At 36.2% G+C, this 22133-nt stretch carries 17 protein-coding genes and 1 tRNA gene; 5 read left to right on the top strand and 13 right to left on the bottom strand.

Annotated elements, in window-relative coordinates:
• Nucleotides 1–35 precede the first annotated feature (35 nt).
• Both H6F32_RS05035 and H6F32_RS05030 read left to right on the top strand, forming a co-directional pair.
• A tRNA-Cys gene (locus H6F32_RS05035) sits at nucleotides 36–107 on the top strand.
• Nucleotides 108–283: 176 nt separating this feature from the next.
• Nucleotides 284–895, top strand: coding sequence for a HigA family addiction module antitoxin (locus tag H6F32_RS05030; protein WP_242031052.1), 612 nt, complete (start codon nucleotides 284–286; stop codon nucleotides 893–895).
• A gap of 95 nt (nucleotides 896–990) precedes the next feature.
• Here the strand turns inward: H6F32_RS05030 and H6F32_RS05025 are convergent, their stop codons facing one another.
• The 3 genes from H6F32_RS05025 to H6F32_RS05015 all read right to left on the bottom strand — a co-directional run bounded on the left by H6F32_RS05025 (nucleotide 991) and on the right by H6F32_RS05015 (nucleotide 4315).
• The gene (locus tag H6F32_RS05025) at nucleotides 991–2529 is read right to left on the bottom strand and encodes a helicase C-terminal domain-containing protein (RefSeq protein WP_190368237.1); all 1539 of its coding nucleotides are present in this window, start codon (nucleotides 2527–2529) and stop codon (nucleotides 991–993) included.
• Nucleotides 2530–2672: 143 nt separating this feature from the next.
• Nucleotides 2673–3770 carry a tRNA guanosine(34) transglycosylase Tgt gene (tgt, locus tag H6F32_RS05020; RefSeq protein WP_190368236.1) on the bottom strand — a complete coding sequence of 366 codons (1098 nt, stop codon included), beginning with the start codon at nucleotides 3768–3770 and terminating at the stop codon, nucleotides 2673–2675.
• Between the two features lie 92 nt (nucleotides 3771–3862).
• On the bottom strand, nucleotides 3863–4315 hold the full coding sequence (locus H6F32_RS05015; protein ID WP_190368235.1) for a hypothetical protein: 453 nt from the start codon (nucleotides 4313–4315) through the stop codon (nucleotides 3863–3865).
• A 231-nt stretch (nucleotides 4316–4546) separates the two neighbouring features.
• On the opposite strand from H6F32_RS05015, the gene cobS reads away from it, so the two are divergent.
• The gene (gene cobS, locus H6F32_RS05010; RefSeq protein ID WP_190368266.1) at nucleotides 4547–5323 is read left to right on the top strand and encodes an adenosylcobinamide-GDP ribazoletransferase; all 777 of its coding nucleotides are present in this window, start codon (nucleotides 4547–4549) and stop codon (nucleotides 5321–5323) included.
• A 49-nt stretch (nucleotides 5324–5372) separates the two neighbouring features.
• On the opposite strand, the gene H6F32_RS05005 is transcribed toward cobS, so the two are convergent.
• The 8 genes from H6F32_RS05005 to cruG form a co-directional block, all read right to left on the bottom strand.
• Complete coding sequence (locus tag H6F32_RS05005; protein ID WP_190368234.1) at nucleotides 5373–6887, bottom strand: N-6 DNA methylase; 1515 nt, start codon at nucleotides 6885–6887, stop codon at nucleotides 5373–5375.
• Between the two features lie 14 nt (nucleotides 6888–6901).
• A complete protein-coding gene (locus tag H6F32_RS05000) occupies nucleotides 6902–7711 on the bottom strand; it encodes an AccI family restriction endonuclease (RefSeq protein ID WP_277875042.1) in 810 nt (269 codons plus the stop codon).
• A 651-nt stretch (nucleotides 7712–8362) separates the two neighbouring features.
• Nucleotides 8363–9322 carry an aldo/keto reductase gene (locus H6F32_RS04995; protein WP_190368232.1) on the bottom strand — a complete coding sequence of 320 codons (960 nt, stop codon included), beginning with the start codon at nucleotides 9320–9322 and terminating at the stop codon, nucleotides 8363–8365.
• A gap of 110 nt (nucleotides 9323–9432) precedes the next feature.
• Nucleotides 9433–10173: an RNA methyltransferase gene (locus H6F32_RS04990; RefSeq protein WP_190368231.1), complete on the bottom strand. Its 741-nt coding sequence runs from the start codon at nucleotides 10171–10173 to the stop codon at nucleotides 9433–9435.
• A gap of 65 nt (nucleotides 10174–10238) precedes the next feature.
• On the bottom strand, nucleotides 10239–11588 hold the full coding sequence (gene aroA / locus H6F32_RS04985; RefSeq protein ID WP_190368230.1) for a 3-phosphoshikimate 1-carboxyvinyltransferase: 1350 nt from the start codon (nucleotides 11586–11588) through the stop codon (nucleotides 10239–10241).
• Between the two features lie 134 nt (nucleotides 11589–11722).
• Complete coding sequence (locus H6F32_RS20410) at nucleotides 11723–13450, bottom strand: bifunctional serine/threonine-protein kinase/formylglycine-generating enzyme family protein (protein WP_190368229.1); 1728 nt, start codon at nucleotides 13448–13450, stop codon at nucleotides 11723–11725.
• A gap of 833 nt (nucleotides 13451–14283) precedes the next feature.
• On the bottom strand, nucleotides 14284–15438 hold the full coding sequence (locus H6F32_RS04975; RefSeq protein ID WP_190368228.1) for an alanine--glyoxylate aminotransferase family protein: 1155 nt from the start codon (nucleotides 15436–15438) through the stop codon (nucleotides 14284–14286).
• Between the two features lie 62 nt (nucleotides 15439–15500).
• Complete coding sequence (cruG, locus tag H6F32_RS04970) at nucleotides 15501–16673, bottom strand: 2'-O-glycosyltransferase CruG (protein ID WP_190368227.1); 1173 nt, start codon at nucleotides 16671–16673, stop codon at nucleotides 15501–15503.
• A gap of 559 nt (nucleotides 16674–17232) precedes the next feature.
• On the opposite strand from cruG, the gene H6F32_RS04965 reads away from it, so the two are divergent.
• Nucleotides 17233–17937, top strand: coding sequence for a hypothetical protein (locus H6F32_RS04965; RefSeq protein ID WP_190368226.1), 705 nt, complete (start codon nucleotides 17233–17235; stop codon nucleotides 17935–17937).
• 233 nt (nucleotides 17938–18170) lie between these two features.
• Here the strand turns inward: H6F32_RS04965 and crtD are convergent, their stop codons facing one another.
• On the bottom strand, nucleotides 18171–19682 hold the full coding sequence (crtD, locus tag H6F32_RS04960) for a C-3',4' desaturase CrtD (RefSeq protein ID WP_190368225.1): 1512 nt from the start codon (nucleotides 19680–19682) through the stop codon (nucleotides 18171–18173).
• Between the two features lie 309 nt (nucleotides 19683–19991).
• Here crtD and H6F32_RS04955 point away from each other — a divergent pair, with 309 nt between their 5' ends.
• Nucleotides 19992–20723: a hypothetical protein gene (locus H6F32_RS04955; protein ID WP_242031051.1), complete on the top strand. Its 732-nt coding sequence runs from the start codon at nucleotides 19992–19994 to the stop codon at nucleotides 20721–20723.
• A gap of 372 nt (nucleotides 20724–21095) precedes the next feature.
• Here the strand turns inward: H6F32_RS04955 and nadA are convergent, their stop codons facing one another.
• Nucleotides 21096–22055, bottom strand: coding sequence for a quinolinate synthase NadA (nadA, locus tag H6F32_RS04950; RefSeq protein WP_190368224.1), 960 nt, complete (start codon nucleotides 22053–22055; stop codon nucleotides 21096–21098).
• Nucleotides 22056–22133: the final 78 nt, after the last annotated feature.

Below are 22133 nucleotides of genomic sequence, written 5' to 3'. Positions count from 1 at the left end.
GGCTAAGTTCTGCTATTATAGATAGGTGTGGGAGCGGCGACATAGCCAAGTGGTAAGGCAGAGGTCTGCAAAACCTTTATCCCCCAGTTCGAATCTGGGTGTCGCCTTTGATAAAAATAAGCCAAAACCAAGCATTTCAAGGTTTCAGGCAATAAATTATGGGATGAGTTTAATACTCGTCCCAAATTTTTTGGGGTAAGTTTGGGGTAAATTCAGTTAGTTTGGGGTAAAATTGGGGTAAAAGTAAAGTAATGATATTGATTATGGTGAGTTTGATGCGAGTTTGGCTAAATACAAGCCTGCTGCATCCTTAACAACCGTTACCCCAATTACCCCATCTGTTGCTGATGTACTAGAAGAACGTGATTGGACGCAAGCAGAATTAGCAGAGCGTCTAGGCTACAGCACAAAACATATCAGTTTACTGATTAATGGCAAAGCACCTATTAATGAAGAAACGGCATTGAAATTAGAACGAGTTTTAGGCAGTACCGCAGGATTTTGGCTCAGACGTGAAGCCCAGTATCGTGCTGCTTTAGCTAAAAAAGAAGAAGAAAGCCGCTTACAGGGGTGGACATTTTGGTTAGATCAGTTACCAATCAGAGAATTGATGAACCAAGGTAAAATTCCCAAGTGCGTTTTAATTGCTAAGAATAAACCAGGAGTGGTAAAAAATTTATTACATTTTTTCGGTGTTGCTTCACCGGAAGATTGGCAGAAATGCTACGGAGGTTTAGAAGTTAATTTTCGTCGCACCCGCGAAGAACAAAGTGATGTTGGTGCTATTTCTGCATGGTTACGTTTGGGGGAAATAGAAGCAGAAAAACTAGATTGTCCTAAATACTTTACCCTTGCAAGCGTAGTGAAACGGAGCGATCTTAAAAATTTTTTTTAGGTATGAAATTGAGAAATTCAGAATTTGAAACTTTGCGTCTAATACAGGTGCTTTGCTTCACTGATGCGCAAAATCGAAATAAATATCATATCAATTTACTCCTGTTGCGTATCTGAAGAAAATAAACTGGGATCAAGATAGTTTAATCTCGCTAAAGGACTCAATGCTGCTAATATCTGTGAACCATAACTACGGTTGACAACACGACTATCTAATAACGCTACTATACCTTGATTTTCTCTCACTGGCGCGATCGCTCTTTGTAATTCACTGATAGCAGTTGGTAATAAGTATAATCTGAACCAGTCTTGATGCGATCGCTTGTAATGTGCTACTCTACCAGCTACTAAGGGATTTTCTAATGATGGTAATGGTAAAGTGGCAATAATTAATAATCTTGGTGATGGTAATACATTTTGATGCGATCGCCAAAACTCCCAACCAGTAACCAAAATTCCATTATCATCTAAACAGGTTTTTTCTACCTGTACTCTTGAACCAAATTCTCCAGCCAAAATCGCGCCTAATTTTGCTTTTAGTGGTACATCTCCTACTAAAACTACAGTTATTCCTAACGTGGTTGCACTTAAACAAACTAGAGTTCTAATATTATGAATTAAAGCCCCTTGAAATTCAGGTGTATTTGGTAGTGGTAACTTATAAGGTACATAAAGTTGAATTGCTTCTCCTTGGGTATCCGCCGAAAACCGTAAACAAGTAACATCGGGTAAACCAAAACGTTGACGAAATAAAGGAGCTTCTGTTTCTACCTCTAAAGCACTACCAATCAAAACTACTGGTTGACGTTTCCAAATTGGTGCAAGAGCTTTATGAAATTCATTATGAGTATAGTGTAAAGTAAATAAACCTTGACGACGGTTAATAGTTGCCCAAGATAAAAAAGAGGGTATATGATGATAACAAAAGGGAAAATCTTGAGAGAAACTTTGCCAAATTTTTGGTAAATTTTCTCCTTGTAAATTTAAAAACAAATTTTGTAAAATATCAATTTCTGTAGCAGAAATTAAATAACAATTATAGGGGTTTTCAGGATGTTGAAATAACTCGTGGGTTAATTTTACTCTTGTTTCTCGAATTATTTCTCTTTGTTGGGGACAAGATAACATTAATTGTTCCCAGTCTGTGGGCTGAATATGATATGTGAGTTGTTCACATACCCAATTTTCCAAGTCATCTACTCCATCAATAATAGTAGGGATATCAGGAGGAAATGCTGTGGAGTTAGATAATTGTGCTTGGAACCAAGCCTGGGGAGATGTTAATAATAAACCTGGGAAATTATCATCTGGCCAAGTATTACCAATTCTGATGGGTTTATGAGTAGATAACCACTGTTGTAACCGGGGAATTTCTATGTTTAATAAACGCTGTTGTACTTCTAAAGTGGCTACAACGATTACAGGATTTGGCCACATTAAAGCAGATGCAATAAAGCTAGTGCGATATCGTCCTTGCAAACCACATAAAGCTCCCACCTGAATTAATGCACTGCGATCTAATCTTAAAGCACGTGCTACCAGCCTAGCCATAGTCAAATGATGAGGCCAGGAGGGAAACCCAGACTGGGATCGCAAGAAATTATGCAATGATAAATGAACTTCAGCCTCAATCACAAGTGTTAAATTCCATTACAAAGAGCTTTTTTTAATTATATATGGGGGGGGAAGGAATAGAGAACAGGGAAAATTGGGAAGCAGTTAACTATAAAAGGAGTTAGGGAATAGCCATGAGTAGTCAGAGCTATTCCTGATAGATATTATAACCAATGGCCGAAATCTGTGACAAAGCGATCGCTTAAAATTGACTCCCTAATTTTTTGGGTAAAGCTAATTAATTCCGTAATATTATGAATACTTAATAAAGTATAAGCTAATATTTCTTGCGATCGCACCAAATGAGCAATATAAGCACGAGTAAAATTCACACAGGTATAACAGGAACAAGTTGCATCTAAAGGTGTAAAATCGTCCTTAAACTTAGCATTTTTAAGATTCCAACGTTCACCACTAACAATAGCAGTACCATGTCTGGCCCATCTTGTGGGAATTACACAGTCAAATAAATCTATACCAGCAGCTATAGCGATAGCCATTTCTCGATAAGTACCCACTCCCATCAAATATCGGGGTTTATTCACTGGTAATAAAGGAGCAGTAGCCTGTACAATTTCTGCCATTAATTCCGTAGGTTCACCTACACTCACCCCACCAATAGCATATCCTGGCATATTCAACGCCGCCAAATCGCCAGCAGCACGGGCGCGAATGTCCAGATATACTCCTCCCTGGACAATGGGAAACAAAGCCTGATCTGAGCGTTTATGGGCGGTTATAGAGCGTTCTAGCCAGCGATATGTCCTACCTGTAGCAGTTTCCACTTCTTCACGAGTAGCAGGATAAGGTGGACATTCATCAAAAGCCATGATCACATCAGCACCTAACGTATTCTGTATTTCTATGGAACGTTCGGGGGTGAGTTTAATAATTTGTCCATCGTGAGGCGAGCGGAAAGTTACACCTTCTTCAGTAATTTTTCGCATTTCGCTTAAACTGAAAACCTGAAAACCACCGGAGTCAGTTAACATTGGACCTGTCCATCCCATGAACTTGTGTAGTCCACCAGCGCCAGCAACTATCCCTTCTCCTGGTTGTAGGTGTAAATGATAAGTATTAGCTAATACCATTTGCGCCCCTGTATCTGCCAATTGTGCAGGAGTGATAGTTTTTACATTAGCTAAAGTTCCCACAGGCATAAATCTAGGAGTTTCCACAGCACCATGAGGAGTATAAAAGATGCCTGCCCTGGCCTTAGTCTGACTACAACTAGCGAGACTTTCAAAGAAAAAATTGGTCATTCGTTATTGATCATTATTAACAAATATGGTAATAGTATTTTGTACTATTGAAAATTTAGCAGTGTTGACTGCTGACTGCTGATAGCTGACCACTAAAAAGAATCACAGCAATCATCATCAATTTCTGCATCCCATCTAGCAGCTAAAACTTGATCCATCATGGCCTCAATAGCAGTGATATTAAAATTGCGCTGGTGTCGTTCTTGGGAAGGTGTAGACAGAGGAATTAAGCGTAAACACATTTCCTCCTGTCGTAAGTCAAAATAAGTTTCTTGTTGGGGAGACTGTTTTAATTCTAAGTAATCAAAACTGTCCAGGTTGATATATATTGCATTATTAGCAACTAAAGTAGACCTTTGTGGACTTGAGAATATTTCCATTACATCCCCATCTCCCTGACTGAGTATTGTGTCATTTTGAGTGTAGATGTAGTGAACTCTACCTAAGTCGCATAGAAGTCGTTGCATATCCAGCTTACTAACGATAATGCCAATGTTGACAATGCATGGTGCTGGTATCCTAGTTTCGGGTAGATGGTGACTCATAGAGGAATTATATTTTACAGAAGGTGAGTAACAACGCAGCCGATAGGGTGAAGATGGTGTAAGCCATACAACCGATGATATAGATTATGAATTGTCTATATTTCCAAAATATCAATTTTTTGATTAAATTGTCCAATCATCTTCAGATAATTCAAGTAATTTATGAACATAATCATTCTCAATTGTGCTGAGAATGAATACTGGAGATTTGTAGATCAACTCTATTTAAGTATGGCTAAATTTTTGCTTTGGTGGCAACAGCAATTTTCGGATTTAGTAGCTGCTGTGATATTTTATACGTCAATTCCCTTACCTTATATAGAAAATTTAGATTTTCAGAGGGTGGCCTGTTTTGCACCGATGGTTGGTTTAATAATTGGTGGTATTTTGGGGGGGTTGGATGGGGGGATCAGTTATATAGGTGTCCCTGCTTTAACTCGTAGTGCTGTGATTGTGGCTGTATGGTTACTGATTACAGGAGGTTTACATTTAGATGGAGCGATGGATACTAGTGATGGTTTAGCGGTAAATAATCCAGAAAGACGTTTAGAAGTGATGAGTGATAGTGCAACTGGTGCTTTTGGGGCGATGTCAGGAATTATAATTATTTTATTAAAAACTGTAGCGTTAACAGATATTGAAGTAAATCGTTGGTTAGTGTTGATGGGGGTTTGTGGTTGGGGTAGATGGGGACAACAATTAGCGATCGCCTGTTATCCTTATCTTAAAGCCGCTGGTAAAGGAGCATTTCATAAACAAGCAATTCGTTCTTATATAGATGTAATACCCAGTTTACTTTTACTATTGTGTTTTAGTGTAGTGATGTGGTGGTTTAATTGGCAAAATTTTACTCTAGCTGTGATGATGGTTGGTTTAGGTTTGGCGATCGCATCTATCACATCTGCTTGGTTTAATCATAAATTAGGTGGACATACAGGGGATACTTATGGGGCGGTGGTAGAATGGAGTGAAGCGATATTAATAATTGTATTAACTTGTGTAGTGTAAAATTGAATATAAATTTTTAAATTATACACACTTATAAATATAAGAAGGATTAAAATAGCGCGAGTTGCTGAATTTTGTTAGTACATTTTTGTGGTTTTTGATGTAGGTTTAAATTATATTTCTCTACTATATGCTCTGGTATTGGTACTCTATTAAGATTACGAGGTTCAACCTTAATAGCACCCGAACCATAGCTTTTACCTACTAATTTAAGATTTTCAATAGTATCAGGATCATTTAATGCTTGCCAAAGATTCATAATGTATATTTCATCGGAAAAAATGGGATAAACACACAAAAAACTCGTTAATGGAACAACTCCAGCTTCATTTTTAATGAACCTTGAATTTCGGCGACCAAGATAAGCAAATAATATAGGTGGTACTTTTCTATATTCCATTCTATACCAACATTTGCGTTGTTTAATAAGAGGACGGTTAGGCAATCCAGAATTTTCTCCTTTTTTAAGATAGTTAGCCACTGATTCAGGAATATTGTTATTATCCACACAAAGTAAAATTGTAGGACGATTTTTTTCTTGCAATATGCTGATATCATCCATAGTAATTTTATCTCCCTTTACATCTTTTGTACGACCAATTGCCAACTTAAGAAATTCTGGAGGAATTTGTAGTTCTTCTACCTGTTTTTTGGTTAAAAAAAAGAAATCATTAGCACCTGTGGCAATACCTCTGGTAACTGTTGCAAAATCATGGAGGTGATATTTAAAATCACAATGATGTTGTTTAGGCCTTGATAAACCAGTGGATAATGCCTCTTTTAACTCACGGTTCTTAATTTCTAAAGTAGAATAATTTTGATAATCTTCATTCTGGAAATCTGATTCCACAAAATTAAGAAGTTCATCAGAGTTAGACTGATTTACCTTAATCCATTTAATATTTTTTATTGGTGCAGATTTTTTAATAAAAAAAACCATCGCATTGGTATCAACATTAGGAAAAGGTGTAGCATTTTCATCAAATGTGACCACACATTCAAGACAATAATTTTTAGTAATCCAGTCCCAAAGTTTTTGTGAGAAAATCCCTTCACAAGTATCAGCAGGCATAATAAAAGCTAGTTTTCCATAATTATCTAATAGATTTAAAGCCTGGACAAAAAAGTATATATGATAACCTGCTCTACCATCAATTTTAAAACCTGTAATTTTGATAAAAAGTTCTTGTAAAAATTCCTTTATTTTTGCATCAATTCGATGATGTCTAATGTAAGGAGGATTAGCTACAATTGCTTTAAAATTTTGATGTGGAGGATTTATTAAAAAATCACGAATTTCTACTAAACAATCATTTCTTTGATAAATTACATCTTGTAAAACCTTTTTATCTATATCAATTCCATAATAATTTATAGAGGGATTTATTTTTAAAATAGCATCAAAAAAAGCACCTCTACCCGCAGCAGGATCAAATATTAAACTTGTATCTTTTGCTGTGTATAAAACCATTGCTTTTGCAACCCATTCTGGAGTCCAAAATTGACCTTTATTACGAAGTTTTTCCCGTTCTTCCCAGTTATTCGGTAGTTGTTGATGAGTCATAATTATGATAATTATTAAAGGTTATGGAGAATTTTTAAAGTATTTTGAGCAATTGCCAGTGAACCACCTGTAAATTTTACATAAGGTAAAATATGTCCATTTTTGTCTTGAATATAATCAGGTACTAAAGTAGGCTGTGTTGTAGAATTTCCTAGAAGATAAGCATAATGGTAATAAAATTTGTAAATAGCTTTTTTAGTTGTTGCTCCACCTGGTGCTTGAAATACTTGAATTGTTGGTTCAATTAAACCTTCTTGAATGAGGTGTTCAGCTTCTTGAAGAGATAACCCATAAGCCTTATCAAAAAAAACGTGCCAAATGTGAACAGGAATATTATTTTCTTCTTGCCATTTATGCAAAGGAATACGGTCTTCTTCTTTAATAATCACTGTTGGTAAAACAGCATTTTTGGGTAGCCCCATTTTACCTCCCAGCCTTTTTTGAGGACGCAATTCGGTATTATAATTAGGCATTTTTTCTGCAACCCACAGTGAATTTTCACACTCAATAGCTACAATTGCTTTTTTAATCAGAGGTTGTAGTTCTTTTTCAACTATAAATGGTAATTTTTCACTTCCACCAATATCTTGTAAAAAATGATCAACATAGGATTTTTCTGATATTTTAAAAATCAATAAATCAGGACGTTTTATATTTCCAAGTCCCGCAGTTTCGAGTTTTTCAAAGTAAAGTTCAAATTCTCTGACATCATCTGTAGGGGCTGTTCCACTGGGTCCATAAGGAATTGCATAAAATTCACTAGTTTGATTAATAGCATCAGTTAAGCGTTTTTCACTCCAAACTCCCTGAGACCAACGCATCAAAAAATCACTCCCTCTTAAACGTCTTGGATTTAAGTAAAACTCACTCCAGATAATTTCCTTGATTGATTTTAATTCAAGTTCAATTTTTTCTTTTGAGACTAATAAAATCCTTTCAAATGGGTGCATGACTGATACCTCTAATTGTCAAAATTTATGTTGAATAATTTTATTATGATTTTGTTGTTAAATTTTAACTTCCTAAAAATCACAAAGAGCAACAACAATTTTTTATTATATTATGATACCACAAAGTTCACAAGGAGTTGATATGTTTGAACAAACTAATTTGACATTTTTAGGATATCTTTGAGCAGAGGCTTATACAGCTTTAAAACATATAGATGCAATAGTATCCCCTGAAGAATGGCAAAAAGTCGCAGATAAAATAGCACGTGCTTTAGTAGATATTGAATATGAAATTACTCATTCTAAAATGATGGAACAAATGAAAGTAGATAATTTAGATGATCTAGAATCTGATGATGATATTCTAGCTGCTGCTGTAGAAGTTACCAGTTAATTTTTACAAGGTCTAAAAATATCCTATGACAAGTTAAACTAGGATTACTTACTATTAACAAATAACCCCTAACTTGTCATTAATAACATCAAAAAATCTGTTATTTAATGTTAAATTAAATCACCAATTTATCACCAATTCCACATCACTGGTTGATCGTCTTGAGGATCAGTAACAATACGTCCAATACTGTCTATTTGAGCCATATCTGCGGCGGAAAGTTGCACTTTAACAGTTTGAGCATTAGCGATCGCCTGTTCAGGATAACGTGCACCAACTATAGCACTGGTTTGAGGTTGAGCAATTAACCAAGCTAAAGCTAATTGAGCTAAACTACAATTATTTTTTTCTGCAATGGGTTGTAATTGAGTTAATGCTTGTTGAGCGCGGGCAAAATTTTCACCTTGAAATAACGTATTTTTAGCTCGGTTATCTTGAGGATCAAATTTATGTCCTAAAGGGAATTTTCCAGTTAATAATCCTTGAGCTAGAGGCGAATAAGCTAGAATAGAAATATTGTTTTCTATACAATAGGCCATTGCGTCTTTTTCTACCTTTCTCCAAAACAAAGAATAAGGAGGTTGTAAACTATCAATAGTTCCATATTCAGCAGCTTGAATAATTTGATCACGGGAGAAATTAGAAACTCCAATAGCTCTAATTTTACCCTGTTCTTTAAGATAATTTAAAGCTTTCATAGTTTCAGAAATTGGCACAATTTCACTGTTAAAACTACCAGATGGCCAATGAATTTGATAAAGGTCTATATAGTCAGTTTGCAAATTTTTTAAAGACTGTTCACAAGCTGCAATTACTTTTTCATATTTAAGATCATGGGCAAAAACTTTTGTGGCATATTCTACATGATCTCGCACATCAGATAAAGCCTGAGCGACAATTTTTTCAGAATGTCCTTCTCCATAAACTGCGGCGGTATCTATGGTAGTAATTCCATGTTCATAAGCAGCGCGAATAGTTTTAATTGAGTCATCATCTTCAATTCCTACCCACAATTTTTTGCCTGCTTGCCAAGTTCCCATAATAATGGGTGTTATTTGTACGTTTGAGTTTCCTAATGTTCTTTTTTTCATGGTTTTGATCTCTTATTAGTTATTAGCTTTGAGTTATACCATATTTTAAATTTTTATATTTTACATAATATTTTACATATTTTACACTTGTTGCAGGCAAGATGCCTGCGCTACTTTGGTTCAATATTTTGAGAATTTTTAATTGCCCATTCCACTTGTCTTAATATTCCTAATAACATAGTAACTTCATTAGTTTGCAAATTTGCACGATTATATAAATGGCGAAATTTCTCCATCCTCCTGGCGGCTGTATGGGGATAAAGATAACCTATATTTAACAATAAAGTTTCTAATTCTTGATAATAAATTTCTCGCAGTTCCGCAGGTGCTGTTTCTGGTATAGGTTTATTTTCAATTAGGTTTATTTGGGCAATTTCCGATAATTCATAACAACAAATAGCGACGGCTGTGGCTAAATTTAAAGATGGATATTCTGGGTTTGTAGGAATATAAATTAATTTTTGGGCATAATTTATTTCTTCGTTGCTTAAACCCCGATCTTCTCGACCAAATATTAATGCTACTGGTTGATCTGATGCTGTAAATAGGGAAGGTAAAGCATCTGTAGGGCTTTCTAAAGGCAGTTGTCCACTATATTCGCGTCCTATGGTGGCTATGGCAAAATGACAGCCTTGGAGGGCTTCTGGGATGGTATTTACAACTTGAGCATTTTCTAAAATTGCGTGGGCGTGAACTGCCATTAATACTGCTTCTTCTGATCGGCGATCGCATTGTGGACTAACAAGGAATAATTGAGATAGTCCAAAATTTTTCATTACTCTGGCCACTGAACCTAAATTCAATGGTCCTGCTGGTTCTACTAATACAATTCTAATTGTTGATAATGACATATATGGGGTGCGGAGTGCAGGGGGAGGGAGTTCTTTGTTCTGACTCCTGACTCCTCGATCTCCTATTATCTAATGATTTCCTTTAATGTGTTGGTAAAGTTGGGATAGGATATTGCCGCAGCTTCTGCACGTTGAATGGTAGTTGTATCTGTGCTATTGAGGGCAGCGATCGCTAAACTCATCGCAATACGATGATCTGTATAACTATCTACTTCTGTACCTGTTAATGGAGTACCTCCTATAATTTCCATACCATCGGGCAGTTCATTAACTTTTGCACCCATTTTATTTAATTGTTGTGCCATGACAGTAATGCGATCGCTCTCTTTAACTCGTAACTCTTCCGCGTCTTTAATAATAGTTGTACCTGATGCAAAAGTAGCCGCCACTGCTAAAATAGGTATTTCATCAATTAATCTGGGAATAATATCACCTGCGATAGTACAACTTTTTAAAGCACTGGAACGCACGCGAATATCTGCTACAGGTTCTCCGGCCACTTCCCTTTCATTTTCTAATTGAATATCTGCCTCCATCATAGCTAAGGCTTCTAAAATACCTGTACGGGTAGGATTAACTCCTACATTTTCCACCAATAAGTTAGAATTGGGTACTATCGCCCCAGCCACTAACCAAAAAGCGGCGGAACTAATATCACCAGGTACTATTACGCTTTGTCCATAAAGTTTAGCACCTCCTGTCACTGTGACGCTCTTGGTTTCAGGATCGGTGCTTATTCGCGCTCCAAAGGCTTTTAACATTCTTTCACTGTGATCCCGTGATAATGCAGGTTCTGTAACTGTGGTATCTCCTTGGGTATTCAAACCTGCTAACAAGATACATGATTTTACCTGTGCCGACGCGATGGGGGAATGATAATGTATAGGTTTGAGAGACTGGCCTTGAATAGCTAAGGGTGCAAGACTGTTATTTTTTCTACCCCAAATTTGCGCCCCCATTTCTACCAAAGGTTTAACAACACGGGACATGGGACGCGATCGCAAGGAATCATCACCAGTTACGGTGTAAAATCTATGGGGATGGGATGCTAATAAACCTAACATCAATCTCATGGTTGTACCGGAATTACCAGCATTGAGAATATCTATAGGTTCTTGAAAGTTACCTAAACCAATACCTTTAACTTTTACTAGTTCTGTATTTAATTCAGAAATTTCCGCACCTAAAGCCCGAAAACAAGCGGCTGTACTGCGCGGATCTTCGCCTAAAAGTAGTCCTGTAATTTTAGTTTCACCTTCAGCAATAGCACCTAACATCAAAGCGCGATGGGAAATGGATTTATCTCCAGGAATACGAATAGAACCTTGTAAAGATATACCTGAACTGGGACGGTTAATAATTAGGTGATCAGAAGCGTTTTGTTGAGTTTCTAAGGTAATAACGGCAGAAGACATGATAAATACAGAGGTAATGAAATATAAGGTTTAATTATTTTACCTGTTAGTAAACCTGTAATTTGCTATAGTTTCTTAATTACCAGATTAGGAAAAGAAAAAAGCAAAGGGCAAGAGGACAAAAGTATAAAGGGCTACAAAGTCCCCCCCACCCCACACACAACACGAAAACCGAAATCGTTGTAGAGGTGGACGCGCTCCGCCCTAACATCAGTGAGGCGAGACGCAGAACGGCAGATACTAGGATTGTTGTACCAAGAACCACCACGCATTGTTACTTTATCAGTGCTTTGACTAATCCAGGCACTACCGTTACTAGGCGCGTTTATATAATTGTCATGCCAATTATCTTCACACCATTCCCACACATTCCCGTGCATATCATACAAACCAAAAGCATTAGGTGGAAACTTGCCTACTTCTGTGGTTTGTCCATATTTTCTATCATAATTGGCTAAATAAGTGGTAATGCTATCACCAAAATAGTAGCGAGTTGTGGTTTTAGCTCTACAGGCGTATTCCCATTCAGCTTCACTAGGCAACCGATATTTTTTACCTGTAGCTTTACTTAGTCTAGCGCAAAATTCCTGTGCGTCAAACCATGAAACGCGCTCAACTGGAAGATTTTCCCCTTTAAAGAATGATGGTTGAGGTTTTAAATCAATTTTTACCTTGGGTAAAGCTGCTACCCTTTCCCATTGTGCTTGAGTAATGGGATATTTACCCATATAAAAAGATGGAACAGTAACTTCATGTTGCGGTTTTTCTGTATCGCTTGCTTGGTTATCGTTATCTGGAGAACCCATGAAGAATTTTCCACCAGGAATGGCTATCATTTCTAATAATACTAATACTTGACGGCTACCAGTAAAGATGGAAAATATACCTTTGCTTTCTATAGTTCCCAAGTTTTCTGTAAAAGATTGAAACTTTGATTTTGGCTTTGGTGTTGGCGGTACAATTTTGATAGTTTCGGCATTATTAATATTAACTTGAGGAGGTTGAATAGGAATATTAACTACAGGTTGATTAACTAGTTCTAATAACTTCCTAAATTCTCCCATAGTTTGGGGACGATCTGGAATTTCTAACTCCATTCCCTTAATAATGGCATCATTGACTCTCTTACTGATGCCAGGATTATAATATTGAGGTGGTGGTAATTCCACAGCTCCTAATTTCCGCACAAAGGAAGGATAAATATATTCATTTTTGGCATTCATGCCATCTACTGTCAAAATATAATATAGGGTTGTAGCCAAAGCGTAAACATCTGTATAAAAGCCTACTGTACCGATACCATACTGTTCTAGAGGTGCATAGCCTTCGGTAAGGCCATCTCTAGTGGTAATTCTATCAATTTCACAAGCTAAACCAAAATCAATTAATACTGCTTCTTTTCTGTCTTGTCGCAAGACAATGTTATGAGGTTTAATATCTTTATGAATTGTACCATTATGCTGGTGCATATATTCTAACGCCTGAGCAATTTGGTCAATATATAATACTGCATCAGTTTCGGATAACTGCCCATATTTTTGAACATATTTACTTAAGTCGTTCCCATCTATATATTCCATTACCATCCCCCAAAGTCCATTTTCTTGTGTCATGCCATGAACTTTAACAATATGTTGATGTTTGAAGGCGTTTAATCTAAAACCTTCGTTGACAAATTTAATTTGCTGTTGCTTAAAGTCATTAGCAGCTTGGCGTTTTTGGTTGAGGGTTTTAATGGCGACTATTTGGCCTGTACGGGTATCTTTGGCGCTGTAGGTAATGCCAAAACCGCCAGGATCTCCGAGTTGGTTTAAAATGATATATTTACCGTCTTCAATGGGTTGGTTTGGTTGCCATAACATGGTAGATAAGAGTTGATGTTTTATAAATTGAACATTTGGTGAGAGCGATAAGCTGTTGTTCCTTTAATTTGAATAATTAATACAAGTAAGATGCTTGTGCTACTAGATAAGAGTTGATGTTTTATAAATTGAACATTTGGTGAGAGCGATAAGCTGTTGTTCCTTTAATTTGAATAATTAATACAAGTAAGATGCTTGTGCTACTAGATAAGAGTTGATGTTTTATAAATACAAGCAAGATGCTTGTGCTACTGTAACTTCAGGTTTTTTAATTATACAGTGAGTGCTACACATTAGCTTAGGGGTAAATTGATGAATTATCCCTAAGCAAAGATCAGGTTTTGAGTTTAATCTTGCGTAATTCTTAATACTATATACTATAATCTAGCGATCGCCTATGCCAGTTGCGTAAGTCCACCAGATACCAGATACCGGACTTCTTTAAGAAGTCCGGTATCTAAACGTCTATGTTTGATATGATCTATGTTGTGCGATCGCGCAACTCATAAATTGTCAGTTTGCCCTATCATCTATCATTATCAATTTTATGGTTTGCATCATAATTTTGACGATTTGATAATGTTCTTTGTGACTTGTCATGCTTATGCGAGCAAGATAGTTCTTCCTCATCAAGATTACTCTATCAGGTTTTTTCGGTGGTGTCAATGGGAAAAATGGTTTTGCCTTGGGATTTTTTTGATTGATAAGTGTGAACCAGATACCAGATACCGGACTTCTTTAAGAAGTCCGGTATCTAAAGATTAATAATTAAACATTCTCAAAAGATTATATCAGGTGCGTTACGTTGCCTAACGCACCCTACAGAATATGATTTATCTGCTATGGTTTATAACTGTTTCTAACGCAGCCACTAACTTATCCACACTTTCTTGACGACTATTGTAACCCATTAAACCGACACGCCAAACTTTACCCGCCAATTCTCCTAAACCCGCACCAATTTCTATGTTATGATCTAGCAATAATTCCTTGGTGACGGCTTTTCCATCCACACCTTGAGGAATACAAACTGTGGTTAATGTGGGTAAACGATATTGCTTGTCTACGTGCATTTTTAAGCCAATACTTTCCAAACTATCCCATAAATACTCTACGTTTTTTTGATGCCTTTGCCAACTATTTTCTATGCCTTCCTCTGCTATTAAACGCAGCGCTTCCCGTAAACCATAATATAAGTTTATTGGCGCTGTATGGTGATATGTGCGTTCTTCTCCCCAGTATTTGCCTAATAACAGCATATCTAAATACCAGTTAGCAACTTTGCTTTTGCGGTTGTGCAGTTTTTCCATTGCGCGAGAACTCATGGTAAAAGGAGATGCACCAGGAGAACATCCTAAACCTTTTTGACTGCAACTATAGGCTAGGTCCACTCCCCACTCATCTAATAATATGCGAACTCCCCCTAAACTGGTGACAGTATCAACTAATAATAATGTGCCATGTTCACGACATAATTCACCAACTTCTTCTAAGGGTTGACGCGCTCCTGTGGATGTTTCGGCATGAACTAAAGCTAATATGGCGGGTTTATGGGTTTCTAAGGCTGTCCTAATTTCTGCTAATGAAAATACTTGTCCCCAAGGTTTGTTTATGGTTCTCACATCAGCACCATATCTTCCGGCCATGTCTACTAAACGGTTGCCAAAGTATCCCGCAACACCAATTAATACTACATCTCCACATTCCACTACGTTAGCGAGGGTTGCTTCCATTGCGGCTGTACCAGTACCGCTAACTGCGATGGTATGCTCGTTTTCTGTTTGCCAAACATAGCGCAATAATGACTGAATTTCGTCCATTATGCCTAAAAATGCCGGATCTAAATGGCCTAATGGTGTGGTACTCATGGCCTGCAATACCGCAGGATGGGCGTTACTTGGTCCTGGTCCTAATAATAAGCGTTGGGGAACTTCTAAGGGTGATAGTTCTAGGCGTTGTTTTTCTTTGATGGTTTTTGTAGATGTCATGGTAGTTTTTTATGAGTATATTTCACGCAGAGTCGCAGGGCGATACAGAGTAAGATTTGACTTTATGAGTATGTTCTTCCGCGCCATTCTTTGGGTTTTCTCAGGGCTGATAGGAAGATACGGATTACTGCTAGGATGTCTGCTAGTGGGGATAGCCAGAATAACCAACCTCCTTTGGCATTTTTGCGATCATAGGATGGTGCGATCGCTAATAATAAGGCAAATCGGATCACTAGTAAAAACATATTCAATGCTAATAACACAAAACTTATAGATGGATATGTTGGTATGTTTAGTAAACTGGGTAAAACTATAATTAAGGGTAGTCCCTGTACTGATGTTAATAGCCATATATCTGACCAGGTTTGAGCAGGTGTGGAAGCATCTTTAAGGTCTAAACTGCGTCCCCATTCTTTCCAGGTTTCTAATGCACCTTCGTACATCCTTACTTTTAACAGTTTTGCGCCATCTAAAAATCCTACTTTGAATCCTTGGGATGCTATATATCTTGCTAATGTAACATCGTCGCAAAATGAACTTTTAGCACTGGTATAACCTTCTACGGATTGCAATACGGAACGTTTACATAAAAAACATTGACCATTGGCCATGACTCTTTCTGGTGCTTCGGTGTAAATTCCTGTGGGATCAAATCTATATAATAGTGTCATTAATAGGGCTGGTTGTAACCAACATTCTCCAGGATATTTGAGAATAAATTGCGGTGATAATGATACTAAATCATATTTTTGAGCGATCGCTGTTTTTACTAAACTTGCTATTAACCCAGGATGAGGTTGTACATCTGCATCCATTCCTAAAAACCATTCACTGTCTTCTGATGTAAATAAAAAGCCGTTATGTAATGCCCAAGGGCGACCTACCCAATTTTTAGGCAAGGGATCATCTGTTATTACACGAAAACGCGAATCTTGTTTCTGAAAACTCTTAACTATATCCGCAGTACCATCTGTAGAACGACTATCAACAACTATGATTTCTCTTACTTCCTCTTTTTGTTGACTTAACCCAGTTAATAAAGGAGTAATACGTAATGCTTCATTTAATGTAGGAACTACTACACTTACACTACCGTAAATTTCTGGAGTTGGTTGTTGTGGTTGTAATGGTGGATACCTTCCTGGTCCTTTTAATAACCGAGATAGTAGAATGGCTGTAGCAGGAATTTGTAGTGATAATAATAACAGAGGAATAATGTTAAAATACGTAATCATTGATTTTATAACCTTTGTTTTGTGTAGCTTATCAGATATTTTTTTATGACTAAATATGACTTAATCATACATATTTGGTAAATCTGTACTCAGCTATTTTACGAATATTCTACTTTACCATAATTAGTTACTTGGGTGACTATTCTGAGAGAATATTTGTGATTTTATATAATCTCTATTAATTGCAGTATAAATCTATATCTATTTTATCAGATTAAATATCAGAATTGAAAGATAAAAATATTGAATTTTCTCATGACTTCAACGCAAGGAAGAAAAATTTTCACCGAAATTTTTCAATATTAATTTAAACATAGAGAAAAGTATATAGTCATCCTCTATTATTTGTAATTATTTTGAAGAGTATTTTATCAAAAGTTGACAAGATATTAACATGAAGTTGATGTTGCCATGATAGAGTTAATTTGTATCAGCATCAACAGAAAATCAAATCAATAAAGATCAATACATCTACATGATCAAAACCAATAAATTAATCAAAAATTAAGAAAGAAGACAACACAAAATTCTCCATTCATTACCTTACTTTGCAAAAACTATGACTACAAATTCTTACACTCAAACATCTTTATTTACCTCCTTGCGGAAAAATATTCGTGAGGTTGTTTTTAAATCTCCACAATTAGCTAGACTATATTATAGAATGACATTTTCTCGTCCTGTGCTTCCCCATTGGGTAGGGAATAATTATTATCGGGAAACGTCATCTTGGGAATTAAAACCACATTTATGTCCTTGTGATGTGGACTTTATGCAATATTTAGAACAGGAACAAATTCACAATAAGACTATCTTTCACTTTGGTACAGGTTCTCATCATATTTTAGGTTTAGAAAATCGAAAATTGACTGCTGCTAACCAAATTTTAGGAATTACGGCATCAGTTTTAGAACATCAGAAATATGTGAGTTTATGTCAAGAAAACCGTCATCTCAACAAATACTATAAGGTGTTATTTGCAGATATTTACACTCTCACTGCTGCTGCTTTACCAATGTTTGATATAGTCTCTTTATTTCATTTGGGAGAATTTTATTTAACAGAAGAAGCTGATTTTGTGCATCATGATGATCAGTCATTGGTTAAGATGTTTTTAAGTAAATTAAACCCTGGAGGTAGAATTTTGTTTTATCCTGGTTCTGTAGGTTGGGGTAAGGTTGCAGAGTTTATTGATAAATGTGAATACCAGGGTAAAATTCACAAAGTTGCTGAATATAACAGTCTTTTAGTTTATCAAAAATAGCAGGAAATAGGCTAGTGTGGAGAAGTAATTATTCAGCTATTAGCCATCAGTAAATAGTATCAATAACATCACAGAGTGTTATTTGCATTTGTTTCTTTTCATTCTTTGTATTTCAACATTTCAGGTAAATAACTGAAGGTTTAAGTGGGGAAGTAAAAGACTTGGGAAAAAGCAGGTATTTACTGATAAATTGATCAGCATAGATAGAATGATCAATTATCAATTATCAATTGTCAATTATTTTCAATTTGTCTGACAACTGTTAATGCTGAATAACTAACTCCTGCTGTACCTTCTCCGGGATGGGTTGAGTCTCCTACTAACCACAAATTTTTGATAGGAGTGCGGTTAGCAAAACCAAAAGGACCAAAGGTAGAAATTCTTTGGCCTATTCCCCCAACTATACCTTGATCTCGTCCAGTATATTGAAAAAATGTCCGTGGTGTTGCTGCTTCTACATGAATTAATGTTTCTGGTTTTAAGTAGAAATATTCTCCCAGTTTTGTAATTGCATCTTGGGTAAATTTTTCTTTCATTTCTTGATAGTTTATCTCCTCCCACCAAGGTTGATAATTTACAAATGATGATGCAATAATTGTCGCTTTTCCTGTGGGTGCGCGGCCATCTCCTGGGTGACTGACAGATACAAATAAGGAGTTATTTTCTCCTATTGGTTTATTTTGATCATACATAAATTGTAGATGTGGTGGACATTCTGGAGGAATTGCACTAGCATCAACTCCTAAATATAATACGTAAGCACCTGAAGCTGGTGGTAATTTCTCGACTCTATATTTATATCCCTGGGGAGCATTTTCTGCTAATAGTTGAACTAGGTTTTGTGCGGTGACATTAGCAATAATGTGATCTGCTTTTTCTGTGAATATTTCACTGTTTTTCTGATTTTTAATAACTATACTTTCTGCTTGGTTATTGATAAGATTGATTTTTTCCACGCTATGACGCATGAATATTTGTCCGCCATCCCGTTTTAAGGATTCTACCAAGCGATCGCTCAACACTTGCATACTTCCCTGTAAATGATATAATCCTTGGGGAGATTGGGATACACTTAATGCTGTGGCTGCATACAATAAAGCTGTTTCTTCGGCATTAACTTGAGAATACAATTTTAATTGTAAATCTAGGAATGTTCTTAACCTTTTATCTTTGTCTAAACCATATATTCTTAAAGCATCTCCCACTGTCATTAATGTAAATGGTACTGTAATTAATGTATTTAATCTTAAACTCTTGATTAATTGTCCTAAGTCCCATAAATTACGAGGTGGTAACACGGGATCTCTACTTTGAAACTCCCAACTGACATTAAATAAGGTTGCTAATAATTGCCAAAAACCTGCACTTCCTGGAAATTGTCTTTCTCTTTCTTCTTCCCATTTTTGCGGATCTCGCCAAACATTAATAGGATGAGATTCTCCTGGTAAATAAACCGCACAAGCTGGATCACAAGGAGTAGCATCAGGTATATCTATATTTAATTCTGAAAAAATCCGATGATGAATACCTCCAGGTTCTAAACCTGCTACCTGAGTAGCGCCCACATCAAAGATAAAACCTTGACGTTGAAAAGTTGAAGCACAACCTCCTGGAACTATAGCTTGATCAAATATTTTCACTTTGTAACCTCGACGCGCTAATAAAGCTCCCGCCGTTAAACCACCTATACCCGCGCCGATAATTACTACATTATGGTAGTTTTTGTCAATAGGTAAATTAGACATAATTGGACAAAATTCCTAAAATCAATGATTAAGTTAATAATTATTAATATAACTTAATATATAGCAATCCTAAGATCCCGGACTTCTTTAAGAAGTCCGGGATCTTAGCCTCTGAGTGTTTGCGAATCAAAAACGTTTTTAGTTGTAGGGTGCGTTAGATATCAAAAATCAGTTTATTTACAGTATTTACAGTATTTATACAGTTTGATGCACCCTACTGATGTGTCAGATTCCTGTAATTAATACAAATAGTTGCAAATACTTTGTTTTTTGGAAACATTGAGTTATACAGTATGTGTAAAATTAACTATGACAACAAGTGATGATCATAAAATGACAAAACAAAGTTTACAAATTCAGGAATTAGCGATCGCCATAGCTGCAAAAAACCTTAACCCAGCAGCGATTAATCCAGACGTAATCAAATACACTAATATTATTCCTGCGGAATGGGAACTAGCAGCAGAACCAGTATACAGAAATAATTTAGTACAAGTGATTTACAAAAACGGCATCGGAATTATTATTGAACCCAACCGTATTAATGTAGTAGAAATCATTGGAGGGAAACCACCGGCAGAAGCACAAATAGCAAAAATAGCTAGTCAATTAGTAGATAAACTATCACAAATAGACTATCAAGCTATAGGTATAAACCCCAAAGGATTTAGCATATTTCCATCAGAAACAGCAGCTTATCAATATATGTGTGGTAAACTATTAGCACCTGGATCATGGCAAGAATTTCGTGGTAGTAAAGTTAATCCTAGTTTACGATTGAATTATCCTTTTGAGAAAGGAGGGTTAAACATAGATATTAATCTAGTTAACGTACAACTTGGGGAAGCAATTAACTCAGCAATTCTTTTTTCTGGTAACTTAAATTATCCCTTGGTTAGTGAAAGCACAAATGACAGAATTAAACAATTGCAAACAGTCATTAATAACTGGCAAAATTCTGTAGGTCTATTTCAGAAATTTATTCTTGATAAGTTTTTGGAAGTTGAGGAAACTACTAAAAGTGCATCAGTTTTCCAATAATTTACGGAATAATTACTGATAAACTTGGTGTAAACTTTGTGAATGTTTCCGAAAATCTACTATATTGATCAGTAAACATTCAGTTATCAGAAGATCAAGAAAAATAAGGATAGGGTACTCTGATAAGCTGTTGTGCCTTTAACTTGAATAATTAATACAAGCAAGATGCTTGTGCTACTGTAACTTCAGGTTTTTTAATTATACAGTGAGTGCTGCACATTAGCTTATCGGCTTTATTTTCAAGAACACCTCTAAGTGTAATATTTACTAATATTGACCAATATTTGAGGTGTTCTTGAATAGCTGGTTATTTCTGACCTATCAGCAAAATTATAGGTTTAAAATTTTCAAACTTTAAACAAACTTTAAAATTTAAACACTCATTTCTAACATCCTTTGCATGGGACGAAGCGCAGCAACACGAATATTCTCATCCATAGTAATTTCCGGACTGCGTGACTTCATCGCTAAATACAATTTTTCCAAAGTATTTAACCGCATAAATGGACATTCATTACAATTACAGTTATTTTGTGGAGGTGCAGGAATAAAGTGTTTATGGGGTGCGAATTTTTCCATCTGGTGGATAATTCCTGGCTCTGTAGCCACGATAAACTCCTGTGTAGGGCTTTTTTGACAATAACTCAATAACGCGGCTGTAGAGCCAATATAACTGGCATGACGCAATACACTAGTTTCGCATTCTGGATGAGCGATCGCCTCCGCATGAGGATGTCTAATTTTTAACTCTACAATCTTCCTCTCAGAAAAAGTTTCATGAACAATACAGCTACCTTGCCATAACAGCATATCTCTTCCTGTTTGTTCCATCACATACCTACCCAAATTTCGATCTGGAGCAAAAATTATCGGTTGATCTACAGGTATCTGTTTTACAATTTTTACTGCATTTGAACTAGTGCAGATAATATCGCTCATGGCTTTTATTTCCGCACTACAATTAATATAAGAGATTACTAAATGGTCTGGATGAGCAGCTTTAAAAGCCGCAAATTGATCAGGAGGACAACTATCCGCTAAAGAACAACCGGCATTCATATCTGGTAACAACACCAATTTTTCTGGGTTAAGAATCTTTGCGGTTTCGGCCATAAAGTGAACACCTGCAAATACAATAACATCAGCATTAGTTTGGGCTGCCGCTCTTGCTAATTGCAAAGAATCACCAATAAAATCCGCTATGTCCTGAATATCTGGATCTTGATAGTAATGGGCTAGTATAACCGCATTGAGTTCCTTTTTTAAATTCTCAAGGGCGGTAAATAGGTCTATGGGTGAACTTGGTGGGGGATTAAGTGTAGTTGTAAACACGGTTAAAAGTTGCTTTTAGCTGCAAAATAATTTAGTGGGTGGTTTTTGTTAGCAATAGCACAATTGGACGGTTAACAT

It is taken from the genome of Anabaena sp. FACHB-1237 (genome assembly GCF_014696225.1).
Classification (GTDB): domain Bacteria; phylum Cyanobacteriota; class Cyanobacteriia; order Cyanobacteriales; family Nostocaceae; genus FACHB-1237.
The sequence above is the reverse complement of the archived record's forward strand: the minus strand, read 5'-3'. Positions and strand labels throughout refer to the sequence as shown.